The 15,890-nt window shown below is 70.1% G+C and carries 12 protein-coding genes and 1 tRNA gene; 7 read left to right on the top strand and 6 right to left on the bottom strand.

Annotated elements, in window-relative coordinates:
* Positions 1 to 128 precede the first annotated feature (128 nt).
* Together ACFYPA_RS27425 and ACFYPA_RS27430 are read left to right on the top strand one after the other, a co-directional pair.
* A complete protein-coding gene (locus ACFYPA_RS27425) occupies positions 129 to 770 on the top strand; it encodes a TetR/AcrR family transcriptional regulator (RefSeq protein ID WP_389134748.1) in 642 nt (213 codons plus the stop codon).
* A gap of 468 nt (positions 771 to 1,238) precedes the next feature.
* Positions 1,239 to 1,311 (top strand) — tRNA-Arg (locus tag ACFYPA_RS27430).
* Positions 1,312 to 1,392: 81 nt separating this feature from the next.
* Here ACFYPA_RS27430 and ACFYPA_RS27435 read toward each other — a convergent pair.
* Positions 1,393 to 1,944, bottom strand: coding sequence for a tyrosine-type recombinase/integrase (locus tag ACFYPA_RS27435; protein ID WP_389134750.1), 552 nt, complete (start codon positions 1,942 to 1,944; stop codon positions 1,393 to 1,395).
* 812 nt (positions 1,945 to 2,756) lie between these two features.
* Between ACFYPA_RS27435 and ACFYPA_RS27440 the strand changes: the two genes are divergently transcribed.
* Positions 2,757 to 4,856: a restriction endonuclease gene (locus ACFYPA_RS27440; RefSeq protein ID WP_389134752.1), complete on the top strand. Its 2,100-nt coding sequence runs from the start codon at positions 2,757 to 2,759 to the stop codon at positions 4,854 to 4,856.
* A gap of 5 nt (positions 4,857 to 4,861) precedes the next feature.
* On the opposite strand, the gene ACFYPA_RS27445 is transcribed toward ACFYPA_RS27440, so the two are convergent.
* The 4 genes from ACFYPA_RS27445 to ACFYPA_RS27460 form a co-directional block, all read right to left on the bottom strand.
* Positions 4,862 to 5,494: an ATP-binding protein gene (locus ACFYPA_RS27445; RefSeq protein ID WP_359086420.1), complete on the bottom strand. Its 633-nt coding sequence runs from the start codon at positions 5,492 to 5,494 to the stop codon at positions 4,862 to 4,864.
* A gap of 23 nt (positions 5,495 to 5,517) precedes the next feature.
* On the bottom strand, positions 5,518 to 6,384 hold the full coding sequence (locus ACFYPA_RS27450; protein ID WP_359315297.1) for an adhesin: 867 nt from the start codon (positions 6,382 to 6,384) through the stop codon (positions 5,518 to 5,520).
* Positions 6,385 to 6,539: 155 nt separating this feature from the next.
* Complete coding sequence (locus ACFYPA_RS27455; RefSeq protein WP_389134756.1) at positions 6,540 to 8,375, bottom strand: MFS transporter; 1,836 nt, start codon at positions 8,373 to 8,375, stop codon at positions 6,540 to 6,542.
* A gap of 195 nt (positions 8,376 to 8,570) precedes the next feature.
* A complete protein-coding gene (locus ACFYPA_RS27460) occupies positions 8,571 to 11,141 on the bottom strand; it encodes a serine hydrolase (RefSeq protein WP_389134758.1) in 2,571 nt (856 codons plus the stop codon).
* A gap of 178 nt (positions 11,142 to 11,319) precedes the next feature.
* Between ACFYPA_RS27460 and ACFYPA_RS27465 the strand changes: the two genes are divergently transcribed.
* From ACFYPA_RS27465 to ACFYPA_RS27475, 3 genes are all read left to right on the top strand, one after another.
* Positions 11,320 to 12,042, top strand: coding sequence for a GPP34 family phosphoprotein (locus ACFYPA_RS27465; RefSeq protein ID WP_326736782.1), 723 nt, complete (start codon positions 11,320 to 11,322; stop codon positions 12,040 to 12,042).
* Between the two features lie 266 nt (positions 12,043 to 12,308).
* The gene (locus ACFYPA_RS27470) at positions 12,309 to 13,178 is read left to right on the top strand and encodes a helix-turn-helix transcriptional regulator (RefSeq protein WP_356350377.1); all 870 of its coding nucleotides are present in this window, start codon (positions 12,309 to 12,311) and stop codon (positions 13,176 to 13,178) included.
* Positions 13,179 to 13,421: 243 nt separating this feature from the next.
* The gene (locus ACFYPA_RS27475; RefSeq protein ID WP_359085797.1) at positions 13,422 to 13,628 is read left to right on the top strand and encodes a DUF397 domain-containing protein; all 207 of its coding nucleotides are present in this window, start codon (positions 13,422 to 13,424) and stop codon (positions 13,626 to 13,628) included.
* A 161-nt stretch (positions 13,629 to 13,789) separates the two neighbouring features.
* On the opposite strand, the gene ACFYPA_RS27480 is transcribed toward ACFYPA_RS27475, so the two are convergent.
* Positions 13,790 to 14,674, bottom strand: coding sequence for a hypothetical protein (locus ACFYPA_RS27480; RefSeq protein ID WP_359085796.1), 885 nt, complete (start codon positions 14,672 to 14,674; stop codon positions 13,790 to 13,792).
* Between the two features lie 79 nt (positions 14,675 to 14,753).
* Between ACFYPA_RS27480 and ACFYPA_RS27485 the strand changes: the two genes are divergently transcribed.
* Positions 14,754 to 15,536, top strand: a complete 783-nt coding sequence (locus tag ACFYPA_RS27485; protein ID WP_359085795.1) for an SDR family oxidoreductase — start codon at positions 14,754 to 14,756, stop codon at positions 15,534 to 15,536.
* The last annotated feature ends 354 nt before the right edge of the window (positions 15,537 to 15,890 follow it).

Below are 15,890 nucleotides of genomic sequence, written 5' to 3' on the forward strand. Positions count from 1 at the left end.
GGTCTTCGTCGAGCACAGCCCGGACGCCGTAGCGGCCACCACACTAACCGCACGATCGTCCACCTACTCGGTAGACTGAGCCACCAGCGGCGGCACCATGAGGGTCTGGCCCAGGGAATAGGCGGGGCATGCCGGAGACACACACCGACGGGCGGATCGCGCGCGGGAACCAGACTCGCCGGCTGGTCCTCGAGCGCACCGTGGAGATCGCCTCCATCGAGGGCTTGGAGGGCCTCTCGCTGGGCCGGCTCGCGACCGAGCTGAAGCTCAGCAAGAGCGGCGTGTTCGCGCTGTTCGGCTCCAAGGAGGACCTGCAGCTCGCCACGGTCCGGGCGGCCGTCAAGGTCTACCTGGCCCACGTCGTCCAGCCGGTCAGCGACCTGCCACCGGGGCTGGACCGCCTGTGGCGGCTGTGTGCCGGCTGGCTCGACTACTCACGGCAGCGGGTCTTCCCGGGCGGCTGCTTCTTCTACTCGGTCTCGGCCGAGTACGACGCCCGCGACGGCAAGGTCCACGACGCGCTCGCCGCCGCCCGCACCGACTGGTTCGCCTTCATCGAGCAGACGGTCCGCGAGGCGCAGCAGGCGGGCGAGATCGAGAGGGACGCCGACGCACCGCAGCTCGCGTTCGAGCTCGCGGCACTGATGGAGATGGCCAACGCCGAATCCGTGCTGCACAACGAGTTCACCTGCTACGACAAGGCGACCAAGGGCATCCTGACCCGCCTGCGCGGCGTGGCCACCGACACGTCGCCACTCCCCGCCCCCTGACAGAGCGGCAGCTGAGCGGGCCCTCGCCCGCCACGACAGCCAAGGGCCGATGAGGGGCCGCCCGGCTCCTCATCGGCATGCGTCCCCTCAAATGCACCCACCAGCCCCCCCCTCCCCCCCCCCAAGGACCACTCGCCCTTCTCCGCAACCCGGAGAGCGCACGGACGATCGCGCGAAACCCCGCACAGTCCGCTCTCCCCCCGGAGGTCGGCGACGCACCCGCACCACCTCCGCCAGGTCGGACTGCGCGCCGCAGACCCCTGACGCCGCTCAGCGGCAACGGGGGCGAACTCCGCAACCCCCATCCGCTAGGCTGTCAGCGGTCAGTCGACCTTTTGTGCGCCTGCTCGGGAGAAGCATCCCTCCGGATGTTGCCCCGGCACCGCCCCAAGGCCGTATGACCAGGGCGTTTGCCACACTCCGCCCGGTATCCCCCTGGGGTTTCCGGAAACGTGCTCGGCAAGCCCCGCCTTCGTAGCTCAGGGGATAGAGCACCGCTCTCCTAAAGCGGGTGTCGCAGGTTCGAATCCTGCCGGGGGCACAGCATTAAGGGCCAGTTCGGAGGCTTGATCCTCTCGAACTGGCCCTTTCGCATGATCACGTCTGTGCCACGCGCGTGCCACTACGTCCCGGTGTTTCCCTGCTGCTTGCGGATCATCGCCCCCAGCCGGTCAGCGATGGCCCGGTCCCCGTCGGCGGTCATGTGCTGATAGATCAGCGCAGCGCGGGCGGTGCTGTGTCCCATGCGCGTCATCAGCTCACGCGTGCTCGCCGTGGCAGCGACGAGGTTGTTTCCCGTGTGGCGCAGATCGTGAAAGTGGACGTCGGCAGCGATGCCCGCATCCTTGCGCGCCTTGATCCAGTCGTCCCGAAAGTTGCTGCGCCGCAGCTGTCCGCCCTGGGGCCCGAGGGAGACGTGACCGTCACGGCCGGCACCGGCGTAGCGCTCAAGGTGCTCGATGACGTCGGGCAGGATCTCGTCCGGGAAGGCGACGGGGCGGACGGCCGCAGACTTCGGAGCCTTGTCAATCGCCTGTTGTTGACCATCGAGGCCGGCACTGTCTTCATGCTTCGCACTCGCGTGAGTGGTGGGGATCAGGCATATCCGCGCTGTTGGACAGAGCTGGAGATCGACCTGCCAGGGATGAGGTGAGGCCTCATCCCTGTCAGGCATGGTGCGCCCACGGAGACGTGGACGACGACGACACCGAGAGCGCCGATCGCCGTATCGCACCTGGGGACATTTGAGGGAGCCTTCCCAGTACCACCGTTCAGTGGAGGTGCCGACCGCTGGCCTCTTGGAGGGTGAGGGGGGCGGGGATCTACGGCTTGCAGCATAGTCCCGAGGTGGCTCCCGGGGACCTTTATGCCCGCCCCCCTTGACCGCGGACCTCGAAGGTTCTCTGACCGGTCTCTATCCACCAGGCAATCTAGCAAGTGGCACTGACACCGGTCCGACCCCAGGAGGAGCGACGGTGCCACGACCTGGGGTTTCCCCCGGAGACGGGCTCTACTCGGCCTCGGACTTCTCGTCCGGGGCCGTTTGCGTGAGCTGGCGCGGGACGGGAGCGGAGTGCTCTGGTTGCTGGTTGGCCGGAACGTGAGACCGGGGTCGGACTGCCCTCGTCTTCCCGGACCCACCAACCGTTCCGGTCCCTGACCGCCGAACGCCTCGCCGGGTCTCTCCGCCAGGTCGTGCGGCAGCAGACGTACGCACGAGCCGCCTCGATGGCGGCACAGCGGATGCAGACCGAGGACGGAGCGGGCCAAGTCCTCAGGGTGGTCCAGCGGTTGACCAACAGTTGACCAACGATTGGTCAACCGGCCACCCGATCCGCGGCGGTCCGGGCCGGTCAGTGCGAGCCGGTGCGGCAAGGGCATGGGCGCCCGCGTAGTTGCCCAGTAAAGTCGCCTCATCACTGCTGGTTATGGGGCCAGGTCCTGACGCGCGGGCGCCGGGGCGCTGGTGGGGAGGGCCTGTCGAGCATGAGCCGTCGCTCCAATGGGTTGGTCGGTGTCTGGGCTGAAGCGCAGCGCCAACAGCAACGTCAACGTGAGGCGCAAGCCAGGTACCAACAGGATCAGGAGAGGCGACAACGCACGCACCAGCGGGACCTCGCGCGCAGTCATCGCGAGCAGAAGGCGGCCTACCGCGAGCAGCGCGAGGCGGAGGCACGGCGGCGTACGGCGGAGATCGACGCACGGGTCGAGTCGTTGCAGGGGCTGTTGGCGGCCGGGTGCCGTGCTCCGGCGTTCAGGGCCGCGGCCCTGACCCGGGTGGAGCAGGTCGAGGCGTTCGCCCCGGGGCAGCTCGCGCAGCCCGTCCGGATGCCCGACCCGAACGAGTACCAGTACCAGCCGCAGGGGGGTGGCTGGACCGCCGGCGGGCGGGCTCAGGCACAGGCCGATGCCCGGGCCAGGTTCGAACGCGACTGGCAGGCCGCGCAGGCGGCCGAAGTGCGGCGGCAGCACCAACTGGGCACATATCAGCGTCAGTACCAGCAGTGGGCCGGGGAGCGGCTGGGCGAGATCCGTCGGCACAACGCCGGGGTCGCCGAGATGGCGACGGGGCTGCGTGGCGGAGATGCCGAGGCGGCGGTGGAGTACTTCTCCGCCGCGCTCTACGCGTCGGCCAGTTGGCCCGAGGACCTGCCCCGTCAGGTCTCGGCGGCGTACGACTCCGACGCCCGCCAGTTGGTACTGAACTGGGAGCTGCCCCGGTACGACGTCGTCCCGGAGGCGAAGTCGGTGCGCTACATGATCAACGCCGATCAGGAGAAGGAGTCACCCCGGCCGGTCACGCAGCGCCGCGCCCTGTACCGGGACGTGCTCGCGCAGTGTCTGCTGCTCGTTCTGCGTGATCTCTTCGCGGCGGATGAGTTCGGTGCGCTGGAGTCGGTCGCGTTGAACGGTTTCGTGGACGATCACGACCCGGTGACCGGTCGTCGGGCGTCCATGTTCCTCGGTACGGTCATGGCGCCGCGTGCGACGTTCGACGCGCTGAACCTGGAACAGGTGAACGCGGTCAACTGCTTGGTGGACGGGCTCCACGGGCAGCTCTCCGCGCGCCCCGACCAGTACACGGCCGTGCGGCCCGGGCGGGTGCCCGACGAGGTCGGCAACGGTGTCGTCACCCATGGGGGCGTCGACGATCAGGAGGAGCCGGATCTGTACGCGATGGATCCCCTCGTCTTCGAAGGGCTGGTCGCCGAACTGTTCCGGGCCATGGGCATGCAGGCCGTGACCACCCAGCGCTCGAACGACGGTGGTGTGGACGTCGACGCGCTGGACCCGACCCCGATTCGCGGCGGCAAGATCGTCGTCCAGGTCAAGCGCTACCGCAACACCGTTCCGCCGACCGCTGTCCGCGATCTGTACGGCACCGTCCAGCACGCCGGCGCCAACAAGGGCGTCCTGGTCACGACGTCCGGGTTCGGGCCGGGCTCGCGCGACTTCGCCGACGGAAAGCCCTTGGAGCTGCTGGCGGGCGCCGAGCTCGTCGACCTTCTGCACCGCCACGGCCTGCGGGGGCGTCTGGGCACCGGGGAGCGTCCGGGGGTGCCCTCCCAGCGGACGGCGCCGGACAGCGAGGCCCAGACGGACGAGCACAACGTGTTGGGCATGTACTGGTCGGGGAGCGCGGCCCTGGACGTGTGCGCGATCGTCTGCCACGGCAACCGGGTGCTGGACGACGACCACTTCGTCTTCTTCAACAATCCGCGGACACCGGACGGTACGGTCCGTGCGCTCCCGCCCGTCGCGCCGGACCGGGCCGCCATCCAGGTCTCCTTCGACGCCCTGCCGGCGCGGGCCGACCGCCTCGTCGTCATCGCCGCCGTCGATCCCCTGGCCGATCCCGCCGGCGACCTGTCCGGCTTCACCGACGCCGGTATCCGGCTGCTCGACTCCGAGTGGAAGCCGCTCGACCGGCTGGACGTCTCCGACGGCCGCGCCGGCGAGACGGCACTCGTGCTCGGATCCTTCCGCCGTCGCTCCAACGGCGACTGGGAGTTCGTCACCGGAGGCAAGGGTTATCGCGGCGGCTTGGAGGAACTGATCCAGGAGTACGGCATCGACGTGGAGTAGTGCGCTCAGCCCCCGCGCCGGTCATCGATTTCGATGGTCAGGTACGGCCACACCCCGGCCCACCGCGCCAGTTCGTCCGTCGCCGGACCGGGGCCTGCGCACAGGGGCTCCGCCGGGCGGAAGCGGACCAGCGTGCCCGTAGTGCCGTCGTCGTCGACCGGGTCCAGGCCGGTCACCGGAACGCCGTGCTCGTAGCGCTGGGTCCAGCAGCCGTTGCGGCGGCGGTTGGTGTGGACGAGGTGCTCGCTGAGCGCGGCGACGACGGACATGCCCCGCCGCGGATGCCCGTCGGGAAGGGTCCGCGCTCCGGGGCGGTCGAAGAACCGCAGGTCCTTCGTGGCCATGACGGGCTTCTTCACGACCTCGCCCCGCTCGTCGCGACGGGTGTCGGTGCCCCGCCCGTCGTCCGCCACGGACACCGAACCGTCGGCATGCAGCGTGACGAGGGCGCTGCCCCCGCCGTCGCACTCCGCCTCGTCGGCGGCGTACGCGACGACTTCGAGGATCAGGTGCCCCACGCCACCCGGGGCGAACTCGGCGGGAGCGCGCCGGATGCCCTCCAGGTGGCCGAGATCGACGACGCCCGCCCAGTCGTGCGTCGTGTTGCGCCAGCCGGCCCTTGATGTCGATGTCCCCATGGAGGAATCATGCGGCATTTCGCTCAACGGCAGGAGACCTTCAGCTGAGCCGCCGCGTGGTGCGCACCCACCAACCGCGTGCTGCCCCAGTCCCGGCCCCGGTCGATCAACTGGACCGCGAAGGTGTCGCCCTTGACCGGGTAGCTGTTCACGTCGACCGCGCTGCCCCGGTGCACGGTCTGGCGTACGGCGAAGCCCGTGTACGCCGAGTCCGCGTCCTGGGGATCGGAGAGCACCCGGTACACGGTGGGGTTCCCCGCGACGTCCCGGTCCCGGTCCGAGCGCGGCACGAAGACGGTCAGCGCGCACTCCCGGAAACCGGACCCCAGATGCCAGGACCAGGTGGCGGTGGAGCCGCGGTCCTCGTCCGGGCTGCCGGACATCGGGACGGCGCTGAACCGGCCGTCGCACGCCCCACCGCGGAAGCCGCCCGAGGTGACCGTGTACCAGCCCGCGTCGCCGTTCTCGAAGCGCCCGTACTCGCGGTACTCCCCCGTCGAACAGCCGGGGCCCGCCCACGCCGTGTACCGGTAGGCGGGCTCCCCCGGCGGGGCGGCCGGCGTGGCCGGTGAGGAGGTGGCGGCGGAGGCGGAGGCGCCGGGGGCCGGTCCGGCGGCCGAGGGGCTGATCCGGGTGGGGGCGCCGCCCACCCGGTCACCGGCCCCGCCACCCCCGCGGCCCACCGCCCCGGTGCGGGTCTCGCCGCCCGCCGACGCGATGAGCGAGGCCACCGTGACCAGGGAGCCGGCCAGCACCACCACGCCCGCCGCCAGCCAGGCCTTCCGGCTCCCGGGAAGCGTGGATATCCGGCCCGCGAGCGTCTCCCGGGCGATCCACGTACCGCCGCCACCGCCCGAGCGCGCCACGGAACCGCAGTCGGGACAGCTCATACCGGGCAGCGCACCACGTCGTCCGCCGCCGCACTGTTGGCACGTCATGGCAGCACACCCTGCCAGTGCCGCGTCCCCGCAGGGAGAGCTCGTACGGAATTGGTCGGGCCGTCCGGCCGGTTACCGCACCGCGAGGCGGTGACCGGGGGCGGGCGTCAGCGCAGTTCGTCCGGGCACGGTGTCCCGGGCGACAGCTGGTAGGGCGCGCCCAGCCGGTAGACCCCGGCGCGCGGTGCCAGCAGTTCCGTCCACTCGTCGCCGTGCTCGTCCTCGTCCAGCTTGATCAGGCAGCCGTTGGTGTTGACGAAGGACCGCGGACTGTCCTCGTCCGCGCGGTTCTTGGACACCTCGGTCTCCTGAGGCCGCTCCAGGCCCTTGCCCTTCTCGTCGACGACGGCGAGCCAGCGCGAGTACGGGATACGGATCAGCACCCGGCCCGCCTCCTTCACGTGGATGGTCAGCTCCCCCGCGCCGGCCTCGTCCACCGTCGCCGGCGGATCGGCCATCGGCACCGGGCTGTCGACCGCGAAGAGCCGCCAGTTGGCATCGGACCAGATCGCCTTGAGGTACGGCTGTCCCTTGCCGACCAGCTCCGCCTCCTGGACGGCTCCGCTGGAGTCGGGGTCACCCGTCGGCAGCACCACGTAGTGCACCGCCCAGCGGTCGAGCCACTGGCGGTAGTTGACCGGGTTCAGGGTGTCGTCGTAGAAGAGCGGGTTGCGCTCCATGTCGGCCTGCCGGTTCCAGCCGCGGGCCAGGTTGACGTACGGCAGCATCGCGGCGGCCTCCCGGTGGCTGCTCGGCGGGACCACCTCGACCCGGCCCCTGTCCGCACCCACCTTCTGGAGCTGGTCCACCAGCGGTGCCAGTTCGCGCGCCCAGGACGCGGTGGGCGCGGTCCGGACGATGTCGTCGACGCCCTTGAACCCGATCCAGAAGTTCAGTGCGGCGAACGCGATGACCAGCGCGTACCACTTACGGGAGCGGGGCACCGTGTACGGCAGCGCGGCGAGCAGCAGCACTCCGCCGAACAGCATCGCCATCCGTGAGACGTTCGAGCCGATCTGCGAGTCGATCACATACGTCAGCAGCGTCCCGATGCCGTACACGGCGGCGGCGGTGCGCACCGTCTTCCAGTCGCCCGGCACCAGGAAGAAGACGAGCCAGGCGAAGATGAACGGACCCGACAGCGTCGCGATCGACATCGGCTGCGTCCCGGAGAAGGGGAACAGCCACGAGGAGAGCGCCACCACCGCGACCGGCGCCAGCCCCAGGGCGTACGCGCCGGGGCGCCGCTTGTTCAGGAACAGCGCTGCCGCGACCACGCCGAGGAAGAGCCCGGCCACCGGGCTGCCCGCCGTCGCGAGGGCGGCGAGCGGTGCGGCGACGGCCGCCTTCGCCCAGCGCTTGTACCGCCAGCGGTGGGGCCAGCAGAACACCGCGGCCGTCGCACCGACCGCGAACATCATGCCGAGCCCGAACGTCACCCGGCCCGACAGCGCGTTGCACAGGTACGCGAAGACACCAGCCATCGAGCAGGCCAGCGGATTGCGCACCGCCTTCACCCGGTAGAGGATCAGCGAGGTCAGCCCCGCCGAGACCGTCCCGGCGATCATCATCGTCGTACGGACGCCGAGCAGGGACATCAGGTACGGCGAGACGACGCTGTACGAGACGGGGTGCATGCCCCCGTACCAGGCCAGGTTGTACGCGGTCCCGGGGTGCCGGCCGACGAACTCGGCCCAGGCGTCCTGGGCCGCGATGTCACCGCCGCTGTTGGCGAAGAAGAGGAACCACAGCATGTGGACGACTGCCGCGACCGCGGTCGTCAGCAGGACCGGATGCCTGAGGCAGCGCTCCTTGAAACCGTGGAGCCACCCGGTGAGCCCATGGGTCACGTCCGGCCCACCCGGTCCGTCCGCCCCGCCCGCGCTCCCCTCGGAAGCTGCGGAAGCCTTGCTGCTCGCCCGTGTCGGCTCGGCAGTGGTCACTGCGACTCTCCCCGTCCCTCCCCGGACGCGTTGGAACCGCCGGCTTGCCTGCTCGGGTCTCATGGGCGGAAAGACGCGTTCCAGGGTCCACGCGTTGCCCCCGGGACGCTAACACGCACCATCTCGTCATCGCCCGGAAAGGTGCCGCGACGGCCCGTGAGGTGGCTCGCACGACCCGGGGGCCGGTACGGCACGTCAGCTGATCCGGGTCAGCTTCTGCGTGAAGCTCGGGTCCCGCAGGTCCTGCTGGAGGGCGACCGGGGTGCTGACCTTGCCGGGGCCCGTCCCCACGGTCACGACGCCGACCTTCGTGCCCGCCGTCATGTCGCGCGAGATCTCCTTGCCGTTGCCCTTCACGGACAGCTCGACCTCGAGACCCGGCCAGCCCTTCGCCTTCAGGTCACCGGTCGCGACGAGCGGGGTCCGACCGCCGAACCCGTCGTCGACGTATCCGACGACATCGCCCTTCTTGACGACCGTGGCGGACGTCACGGCCTTCTGCGCGTCCTTGATCAGCTTGAGGCTGTTGTCCAGCGACATCACCAGGCTGTCGTAGGGCTGGCCCGTGCCCGCCTGCTGCCCCATGACCGCGCCGTAGATCCACAGCTTCTTGCCGTCCACGACCGTGTTGGCGGACCAGACCAGGTTGCCGCCGGCCGGCGTGGAGGAGCCGGTCTTGATACCGCTCACGCCCGGCTGCAGCAGGATCGTGTTGTTGTTGTAGATCGTCGAGTCGATGCCGTCGATCTTGATCTGCGGGGTGTCGACGATCTCGCGGAAGATCTCGTTCTGCATCACGGCCTTGGCCAGCTTCAACTGGTCGGCGGCGGTGGAGACCGTCGTCTTCTTCAGACCGCTCGGGTCCGTGTACGTGGTGCCGTCCATGCCGAGGTCCTTGGCCGCGGCGTTCATCTTCGCGATGAACTCGGTCTCGGACGAGTCCCAGCGGGCGAAGAGGCGCGCGGCGTTGTTCCCCGACGGGATCATCAGGAGCTGCAGCATCTGCTTCTCGCTGAACTTCTGCCCCTTGCTGATCGGCGCGGTGGACTCGCCGTCGATCTTGGACTCGTCCTCCGCCTGCTGGTCGACGGTGATCTCCTCGCCCTGCTCCTTGCCGGTGAGCGGGTGCTCCTTGAGCACCACGTACGCCGTCATGATCTTGGCGACGCTCGCGATGGGCGCCGGCTTCTGCGCCCCCGCCGAACCCATCGTGCCGACACCGTCAACGGTGACGGCCGACTGCCCCTGCGCCGGCCAGGTGAGCTTCAGGTCGCCGCCCTTGAAGGAGTACGACGACTGCGCCGTCATCGTGAGCGCGGGGGCCGGCAACGGCCGCACCATCTGCACGACTGCAAAGACGATCAGCAGCAGGAAGACCAGCGGGGTCCAGATCTTGACCCGGCGCACGGCGGTGCGGACCGGGGTCTCCGGCGGCGGCGGGGTGTTCGTCAGCTCCGCCAGCAGGTCGAGCGGCGGCCGGGGCGGCATCGGCTGCTGCCGGGTCCGCTCGGCACCGCTGAGCGACGCGTCGGGCGACTGCTGAGCGGCCCAGGAGGGCGTGGGCGCGGGCGCGGGCGCCTCCGGCACGCGGGGCGCGGGGGCCGGACGCACGTCGTCCGCACGCAGCGGTACGAACTTGCTGGTGCGCTCGGCAGGGGTCTCCGGCTGGGGCCCGGTCTCCGGCTTCTTCGCGGGGGGCGAAGTGATCTTCAGCGCGGTCGTCGGCTGGTCCACGCGGGGCAGCCTCGGCGCCTTGAAGACGGCCGTTGCCTGATCGATGCCACGGGTGTCCCCGGCGGGCCGCGCCTCGTCGCCGGGCTCCTCACGGGTCCGGGGGACGCGCGCCTCGGCAGCGCTGTCCGCCGCCTCGGAGACGGAGGCGTCCTCGGCGTCGACATCGACTTCGGCATCGGCATCGGCATCGGCATCGGCGGATCCGGTCGGCGTCTTGACGTCGTCGGGCGCCGCGTCGTCGCCGTCCGACGCCTCGGGCTCGACAGCTTCGTCGGCTTCGGCGTCGGCCGCGTCGCCGGCATCGGGCGCTTCGCTCTTCGCGTCCTCGCCCGCGTCGTCCGCGTCCTCGCCCTTGGAGACCCAAGCGGCAACGGCGGCACGCAGCCGCGCATCGCCCCCCTCGGGCTCGGCAGTCTCCGCCGACTGCGCGTCGGGCTCGTCCGCGGCCTCATCCGCCGACACTCCCGCGGCCTCGGAGGGCTCGACGGCCTCCTCGTCCTCTGCGGGCTCCACGTCCTCCGCGGGCTCCTTGGGCGCCCGCGGAGCGTCCGGACCGGCCTCGGGGGCCTCTGCCGGGCTCTCAGCGCCCTCTGCGGCCTTCGCGGCCCCTTCGGCGCCCGCGGCAGCCCCGGGCTCCGCAGGAGTCACCTCGTCCTGCTGGGCTTCCGACTTCGCGTCCGGCTCCGCGCCGCCACTCGAAGCCGACGCTTCGGCGCCTGGATCGGGATCGGCGTCGGCATCGGGATCGGCATCGGCAGCGGCAGCGCCCTCCGCCACGGCCCCGGAATCGACGGCGTCGACCTCAGCCGCACCGTCGTCCACCGCCCCGCCCTCGGCGTCCGCCGTCCCCGGCTTCGCCCGCTGGGTGCTGAAAACGGCCGTCGCCGTGTCCGTACCGCTTCCGGACTCCGCCGGAGAGGCGGGTTCACGGAACACGGCAAGACGCGGATCGGCCTCGCTCCGAGTCGTTCCCGACGACTTCTGCTGCTCCGACTTGTCGGGGGACTCGCCCGCCACCGATGCCTCCTCCATGCGGCGCGGGACATCCCCGCGCTGTCCGAACCATCTACCAGTGTCCCGTGTGAACCCTTGGCCGGGCTGCTAGACGAGAACGACATACCTACTGGTTCCCGTATAAAGCACCCAGGCGCTCTCGACAGACAGATGTGAGAGGGGTCACCCTGTCACTCATCCACGCGGGGAGGCATGGATGGGCAGGAGCCGCAGAACAATTCCGGAGGAGCTTCTGTTGCTCGCTCTGGACCCGACCACGGGTACCACAGCGCAGCCGCAGTCGCTCGACCTCGGCCTCGCCGGGGCCCAGCTAGTAGAGCTGGCCCTGGCAGGACGGATAGCCCCTGATGGGGATCGTATCGCCGTGGTGATGCCACGGCCGACAGGAGATCCGACTCTGGACTCCGCACTGGAACTGCTGCGCAGACGCGGCAGCCCGGTCCGGGCCGTCCACTGGATCGGCGGACCCCGGCTGGGGCTCCGCCAGATTTACCTCGCTCATCTGGAGCGGTGCGGCATGGTGCATGCCGTGGCGGGCCAGATGTGCGGAGTGCTGCCGACAACTCGCTACCAGGCGACGGACACGGCAATCAGCCGGGACATCAGAACCAGGCTGGACAGTGCGATCCGCACCGGCGTACCGCCGGACCCGCGGACCGCGGCGCTCGCCGCGCTGGCCCACGCGGTCGGACTCGGCAAGCACCTGTACCCCGGGAACGAGGGGCGCTCCTCGCGCTCCCGGCTCCGGGACCTGATCAGACACGACCCGATGGGCGGTCTCGTGGCGCATGCCGTGATGGACGTCCAGAACGGGGCGGTCGCACAACCGCGCCGCAATCAGGCGGCCGGCGTTCCGTTGCAACAGCAAGTGCAGTCGCAGTCACGTCGCGACAGCATGGCGCACACGGCGGTCCATTAGGGCCGCACGGGCGTCGAAGCAGCACCCGCACCACTGAGCTCCACCTGCACCACGCAACGCACAACGCACCACCGCACCAACCGAATACCGCCGCACCGTCGTCCCCAAAGACCCGGTTCGGGAGCCGCACCAAGCGCGGGGCAGCCGGTAACCACCGGCTGCCCCGCGCCGCTGCGTGTGGCCGTTTTCCAGCGCGGCCGGGGGCACGGGTGGCAATCTGCTGAGCAGTAGATACGCACAGCTACATAGCCGGAGGTGCCGTTTCCGTGCCGTCCAACGTCAATCCCACCGTCAGGCGACGCCGGTTGGGTCAGGAATTGCGCCGACTGCGCGAGATCAAGGGCATGACGGCCGAGGAGGTCGCGGAGCGGCTGCTGGTCTCGCAGTCCAAGATCAGCCGCCTGGAGAACGGCCGCCGCTCCATCAGCCAGCGCGACGTCCGCGATCTCTGCGGGGTGTACGACGTCGAGGACCACCGGGTCGTCGACTCGCTCATGCAGATGGCCAAGGACTCCCGCCAGCAGGGCTGGTGGCACGCCTTCGGCGACATCCCGTACAGCGTCTACATCGGCCTGGAGACCGATGCCGAGTCGCTGCGCGTGTACGAGCCCCAGGTGATCCCGGGCCTGTTGCAGACGCGGCAGTACGCCGAGGCACTGATCAACGGCGCCTTGCCGGAAGCGCCCCAGACGGACATCGACAAGCGCGTCAGCGTCCGTGCGCGCCGCCAGGACCGCATCACCGCCCCCGAGACCCCGCTGCGGCTGTGGGCGGTCATCGACGAGTCCGCGCTGCGCCGGCTGGTCGGCGGCAAGCAGGTGATGATCGAGCAGCTGGAGCGCCTGGTGGAGCTGTCGCACCTGCCGCACGTGACCGTTCAGGTGCTGCCCTTCGACATGGGGGCGCACCCGGGCATCAACGGGCAGTACGCCATTCTGGAATTCCCGGACGCCGCGGATTCCAGCGTCGTCTATATCGAGGGCGTCACCAGCGACCTCTATCTGGAGAAGGCGAACGACGTGCAGCGGTACAGCGTCATGTACGAGCACTTGAGGGCGCAGGCGCTGAATGTGGAGCAGACCCGGCACTTCATCGACGGGATCGCGAAGGAGTACACCCGCCTGAACACGGCGTGAACTCCGGCCGGACGGGCGCGTAAACCAGCCAGCTCACAAAGTCCGGTATGAGAGCAATGAAGCGATGTTACGAGTGGGGCGACGGCACGGTACACCGTCGCCACCTCGTAACGGAAGACCTGCAGGGTAGATGCCATCCGGTCGAGTGAACGGCCCCTTCACTCGGGGAGCTTGGCGAGTAGCGTCGATCACGCCACCGGGCAAACCGCTGGCGCTCACACAACTCTCTGAACCGGAGTGAACATGGCCATTCGTCAGGGTGCTACGGAAATCTGGACGAAGTCGTCGTATTCCGGGGGCAACGGCGCCTGCGTCGAAGTCAAGTCCCCTCTTGTGCAGGCGATTGCCGTACGTGACTCGAAGGCCCCCGAGGGCCCTTCGCTCACCTTCGTCCCCGGCGCCTGGAACGCGTTCGTGCGTGATGTCGCCGAGGGTTCCGTCGACGCCTGAGCAATGTTTCCCTTACGCCGTACCGCGGCACCGATCCAGGTGCTGCCGGCAGCCCTCTCGTCCGGTCCGCCGTCCTGGCCGAGGGGGCTCCCCGCGCGACCGGCGCCACCACGGGGAGCGGGAACGGCGCACGGCACCACCACCATCACCCGCCGCCCGCTTCAGCGCAGCTGATCGACGTACCGGTCCGTCCCCGGAACGGTCGGGATGAACGGCGCCACCAGCTCCACCCGCCCCAGGCCCGACTCCGCCACCGCCGCGTCGAGCCCGGCGAAGTGACCGGCCCAGCACTCCCCCGGGTCCTCCTGGAGGAACCAGAGCAGGGTCAGCCGGGTGTCGACGCCCTCGACCTGCTTCACGTAGGTCATCCGGTCGCCCGGCAACGGCGTGGGACGGAACACGGTCACCATCGCCGCGGGCGACCCGTTCAGCCGCTTCGGCAGATGCCGTGAGCGCAGCCACTCCAGCAACTCGGCGCGCTGCGCGGGGCCTTCTGCGTCGATCACCTCCAGGACCAGTCCGCGGTACGGGTGGTCCAGGGCGTGGAAGTCCCGGGGCCCCGCGGCCCCGTCCCGGTAGACCGTCGCCTCATGGTCCTGGAACGCCGTGAAGACGTGCGTACGGTCCTGGTAGACCCGGCCGTCGCGGTTCAGCCGCTTGTTGATGCCGACGGTCCACTTCATGTGGTCGTCGTAGCGCCCGTCCGTCACCCAGTACGTGGACAGGTAGCAGCCGGCACCGACCGGCTGCGCGATCGCGGACTTGTCCGGGTAGCGCAGCTCCTGGAGCTCCCGCGTGGCCACCCAGCGCCGGCCGGAGAACATCCACGGCATCGCCATCGCGCCCGCGTAGAAGTGATCGTCCTCGTACCACCGGTTGTAGGCGAACTCGTGGCCCGGGTGCGGTTCGACCATGGTGATCAGCGCGTGTCCGGGATGGACTCCGTACGGCCCCAGCGCGGCCAGTTCGGCATACGTGTCACTGCGTGTCCCACCGCCCCGCGCCCCCTCACCCTTCGCGCTCTCGCCCTTCGCTCCCTCGCTCATGCCGTTCCCCTTCCGTACTCCGCCGGAGGGACCTACTCTGACGCCCCGTCAGAAGAAGTTCCAGAGCCGGGAGGCACCGATGTTGCTCGCGGGGAAGACCGTCATCGTGTCCGGGGTCGGAGCCGGGCTCGGGCATCAGATCGCCGCCACGGTGGTGCGCGACGGGGGCAACGCGGTCCTCGGGGCGCGCACCGCGGCCAATCTCGCGAAGTCGGCCGCCGAGATCGACCCGGAGGGGCTGCACACCGCTCACCTGGCCACCGACATCACCGACGAGGCCCAGTGCGAGGCGCTCGCCGCACTGGCCGTGGAGCGGTTCGGGCGGATCGACGCGGTGGTCCATGTCGCCGCCTGGGACAGCTACTTCGGCGGGGTCGAGGACGCCGACCTGGACACGTGGAAGGCGGTCGTCGACGTCAATCTGCTCGGCACCCTGCGGATGACGCGCGCCTGCCTGCCCGCCCTCAAGGAGCGGGGCGGTGCGGTCGTCGTCATCGGCACGCAGTCCGCGGTGGCGGCGCCGTCCCAGGTGCGGCAGGCGGCGTACGCGGCCTCCAAGGGCGCGCTCACGTCCGCGATGTACTCCATGGCGTGGGAGTTCGGGCCGCACCGGATCCGGGTGAACACCGTGCTGCCGGGCTGGATGTGGGGGCCGCCGGTGCAGGCCTACGTACAGTTCACCGCGCACACCGAGAAGGTGCCCGAGGCCGAGGTACTGGGGAGGCTCTCCGGGCGCATGGCGCTGCCGGAGCTGGCGACGGACGGCGATGTGGCGGAGGCCGCCGTCTTCCTGGCCTCCGACCGGGCACGGGCGATCACCGGGCAGTCCCTGCTGGTCAACGCCGGCGAGCTGATGCGCTGAGGCGCTGACACGCGGGCGCGCTCCGCAGGGAGTTCGGCAAGGTCAGTTCTCCTCCTTCTCGGCCGCACGGGACCCGCATCCCGTGCGGTCTTTCTGTGCTCTTCGGCGCTCCTGAACGTTCTCTTGTCTTCTCTGCACAGCCTGACGAAGTGCCCGATCATCGTGTGGCCGCCGTCACGTGCGCGACAACGGCTTCACGGGTCAAGAACAAGTAAAATCGTTCGTCTTGCTGATCTGTGTTCACATCCCTGACCGCTGGAGACCTTGACCGGGGGGCCGAACAGGCGGTTCAATCCCCGATGTCCCCGCTCCCGCACGGGGACCCCGCTGAGCGGCCGTACTGACGAAGTGCGT

This window comes from Streptomyces sp. NPDC005775, from assembly GCF_042871565.1.
Taxonomy (GTDB): Bacteria; Actinomycetota; Actinomycetes; order Streptomycetales; family Streptomycetaceae; genus Streptomyces.

Coding starts and splice junctions, on each gene's coding strand:
- ACFYPA_RS27425 (WP_389134748.1), top strand. CDS start 129: ATGCCGGAGACACACACCGACGGGCGGATCGCGCGCGGGAACCAGACT.
- ACFYPA_RS27435 (WP_389134750.1), bottom strand. CDS start 1,944: ATGCCTGACAGGGATGAGGCCTCACCTCATCCCTGGCAGGTCGATCTC.
- ACFYPA_RS27440 (WP_389134752.1), top strand. CDS start 2,757: ATGAGCCGTCGCTCCAATGGGTTGGTCGGTGTCTGGGCTGAAGCGCAG.
- ACFYPA_RS27445 (WP_359086420.1), bottom strand. CDS start 5,494: ATGGGGACATCGACATCAAGGGCCGGCTGGCGCAACACGACGCACGAC.
- ACFYPA_RS27450 (WP_359315297.1), bottom strand. CDS start 6,384: ATGAGCTGTCCCGACTGCGGTTCCGTGGCGCGCTCGGGCGGTGGCGGC.
- ACFYPA_RS27460 (WP_389134758.1), bottom strand. CDS start 11,141: ATGGAGGAGGCATCGGTGGCGGGCGAGTCCCCCGACAAGTCGGAGCAG.
- ACFYPA_RS27465 (WP_326736782.1), top strand. CDS start 11,320: ATGGGCAGGAGCCGCAGAACAATTCCGGAGGAGCTTCTGTTGCTCGCT.
- ACFYPA_RS27475 (WP_359085797.1), top strand. CDS start 13,422: ATGGCCATTCGTCAGGGTGCTACGGAAATCTGGACGAAGTCGTCGTAT.
- ACFYPA_RS27480 (WP_359085796.1), bottom strand. CDS start 14,674: ATGAGCGAGGGAGCGAAGGGCGAGAGCGCGAAGGGTGAGGGGGCGCGG.
- ACFYPA_RS27485 (WP_359085795.1), top strand. CDS start 14,754: ATGTTGCTCGCGGGGAAGACCGTCATCGTGTCCGGGGTCGGAGCCGGG.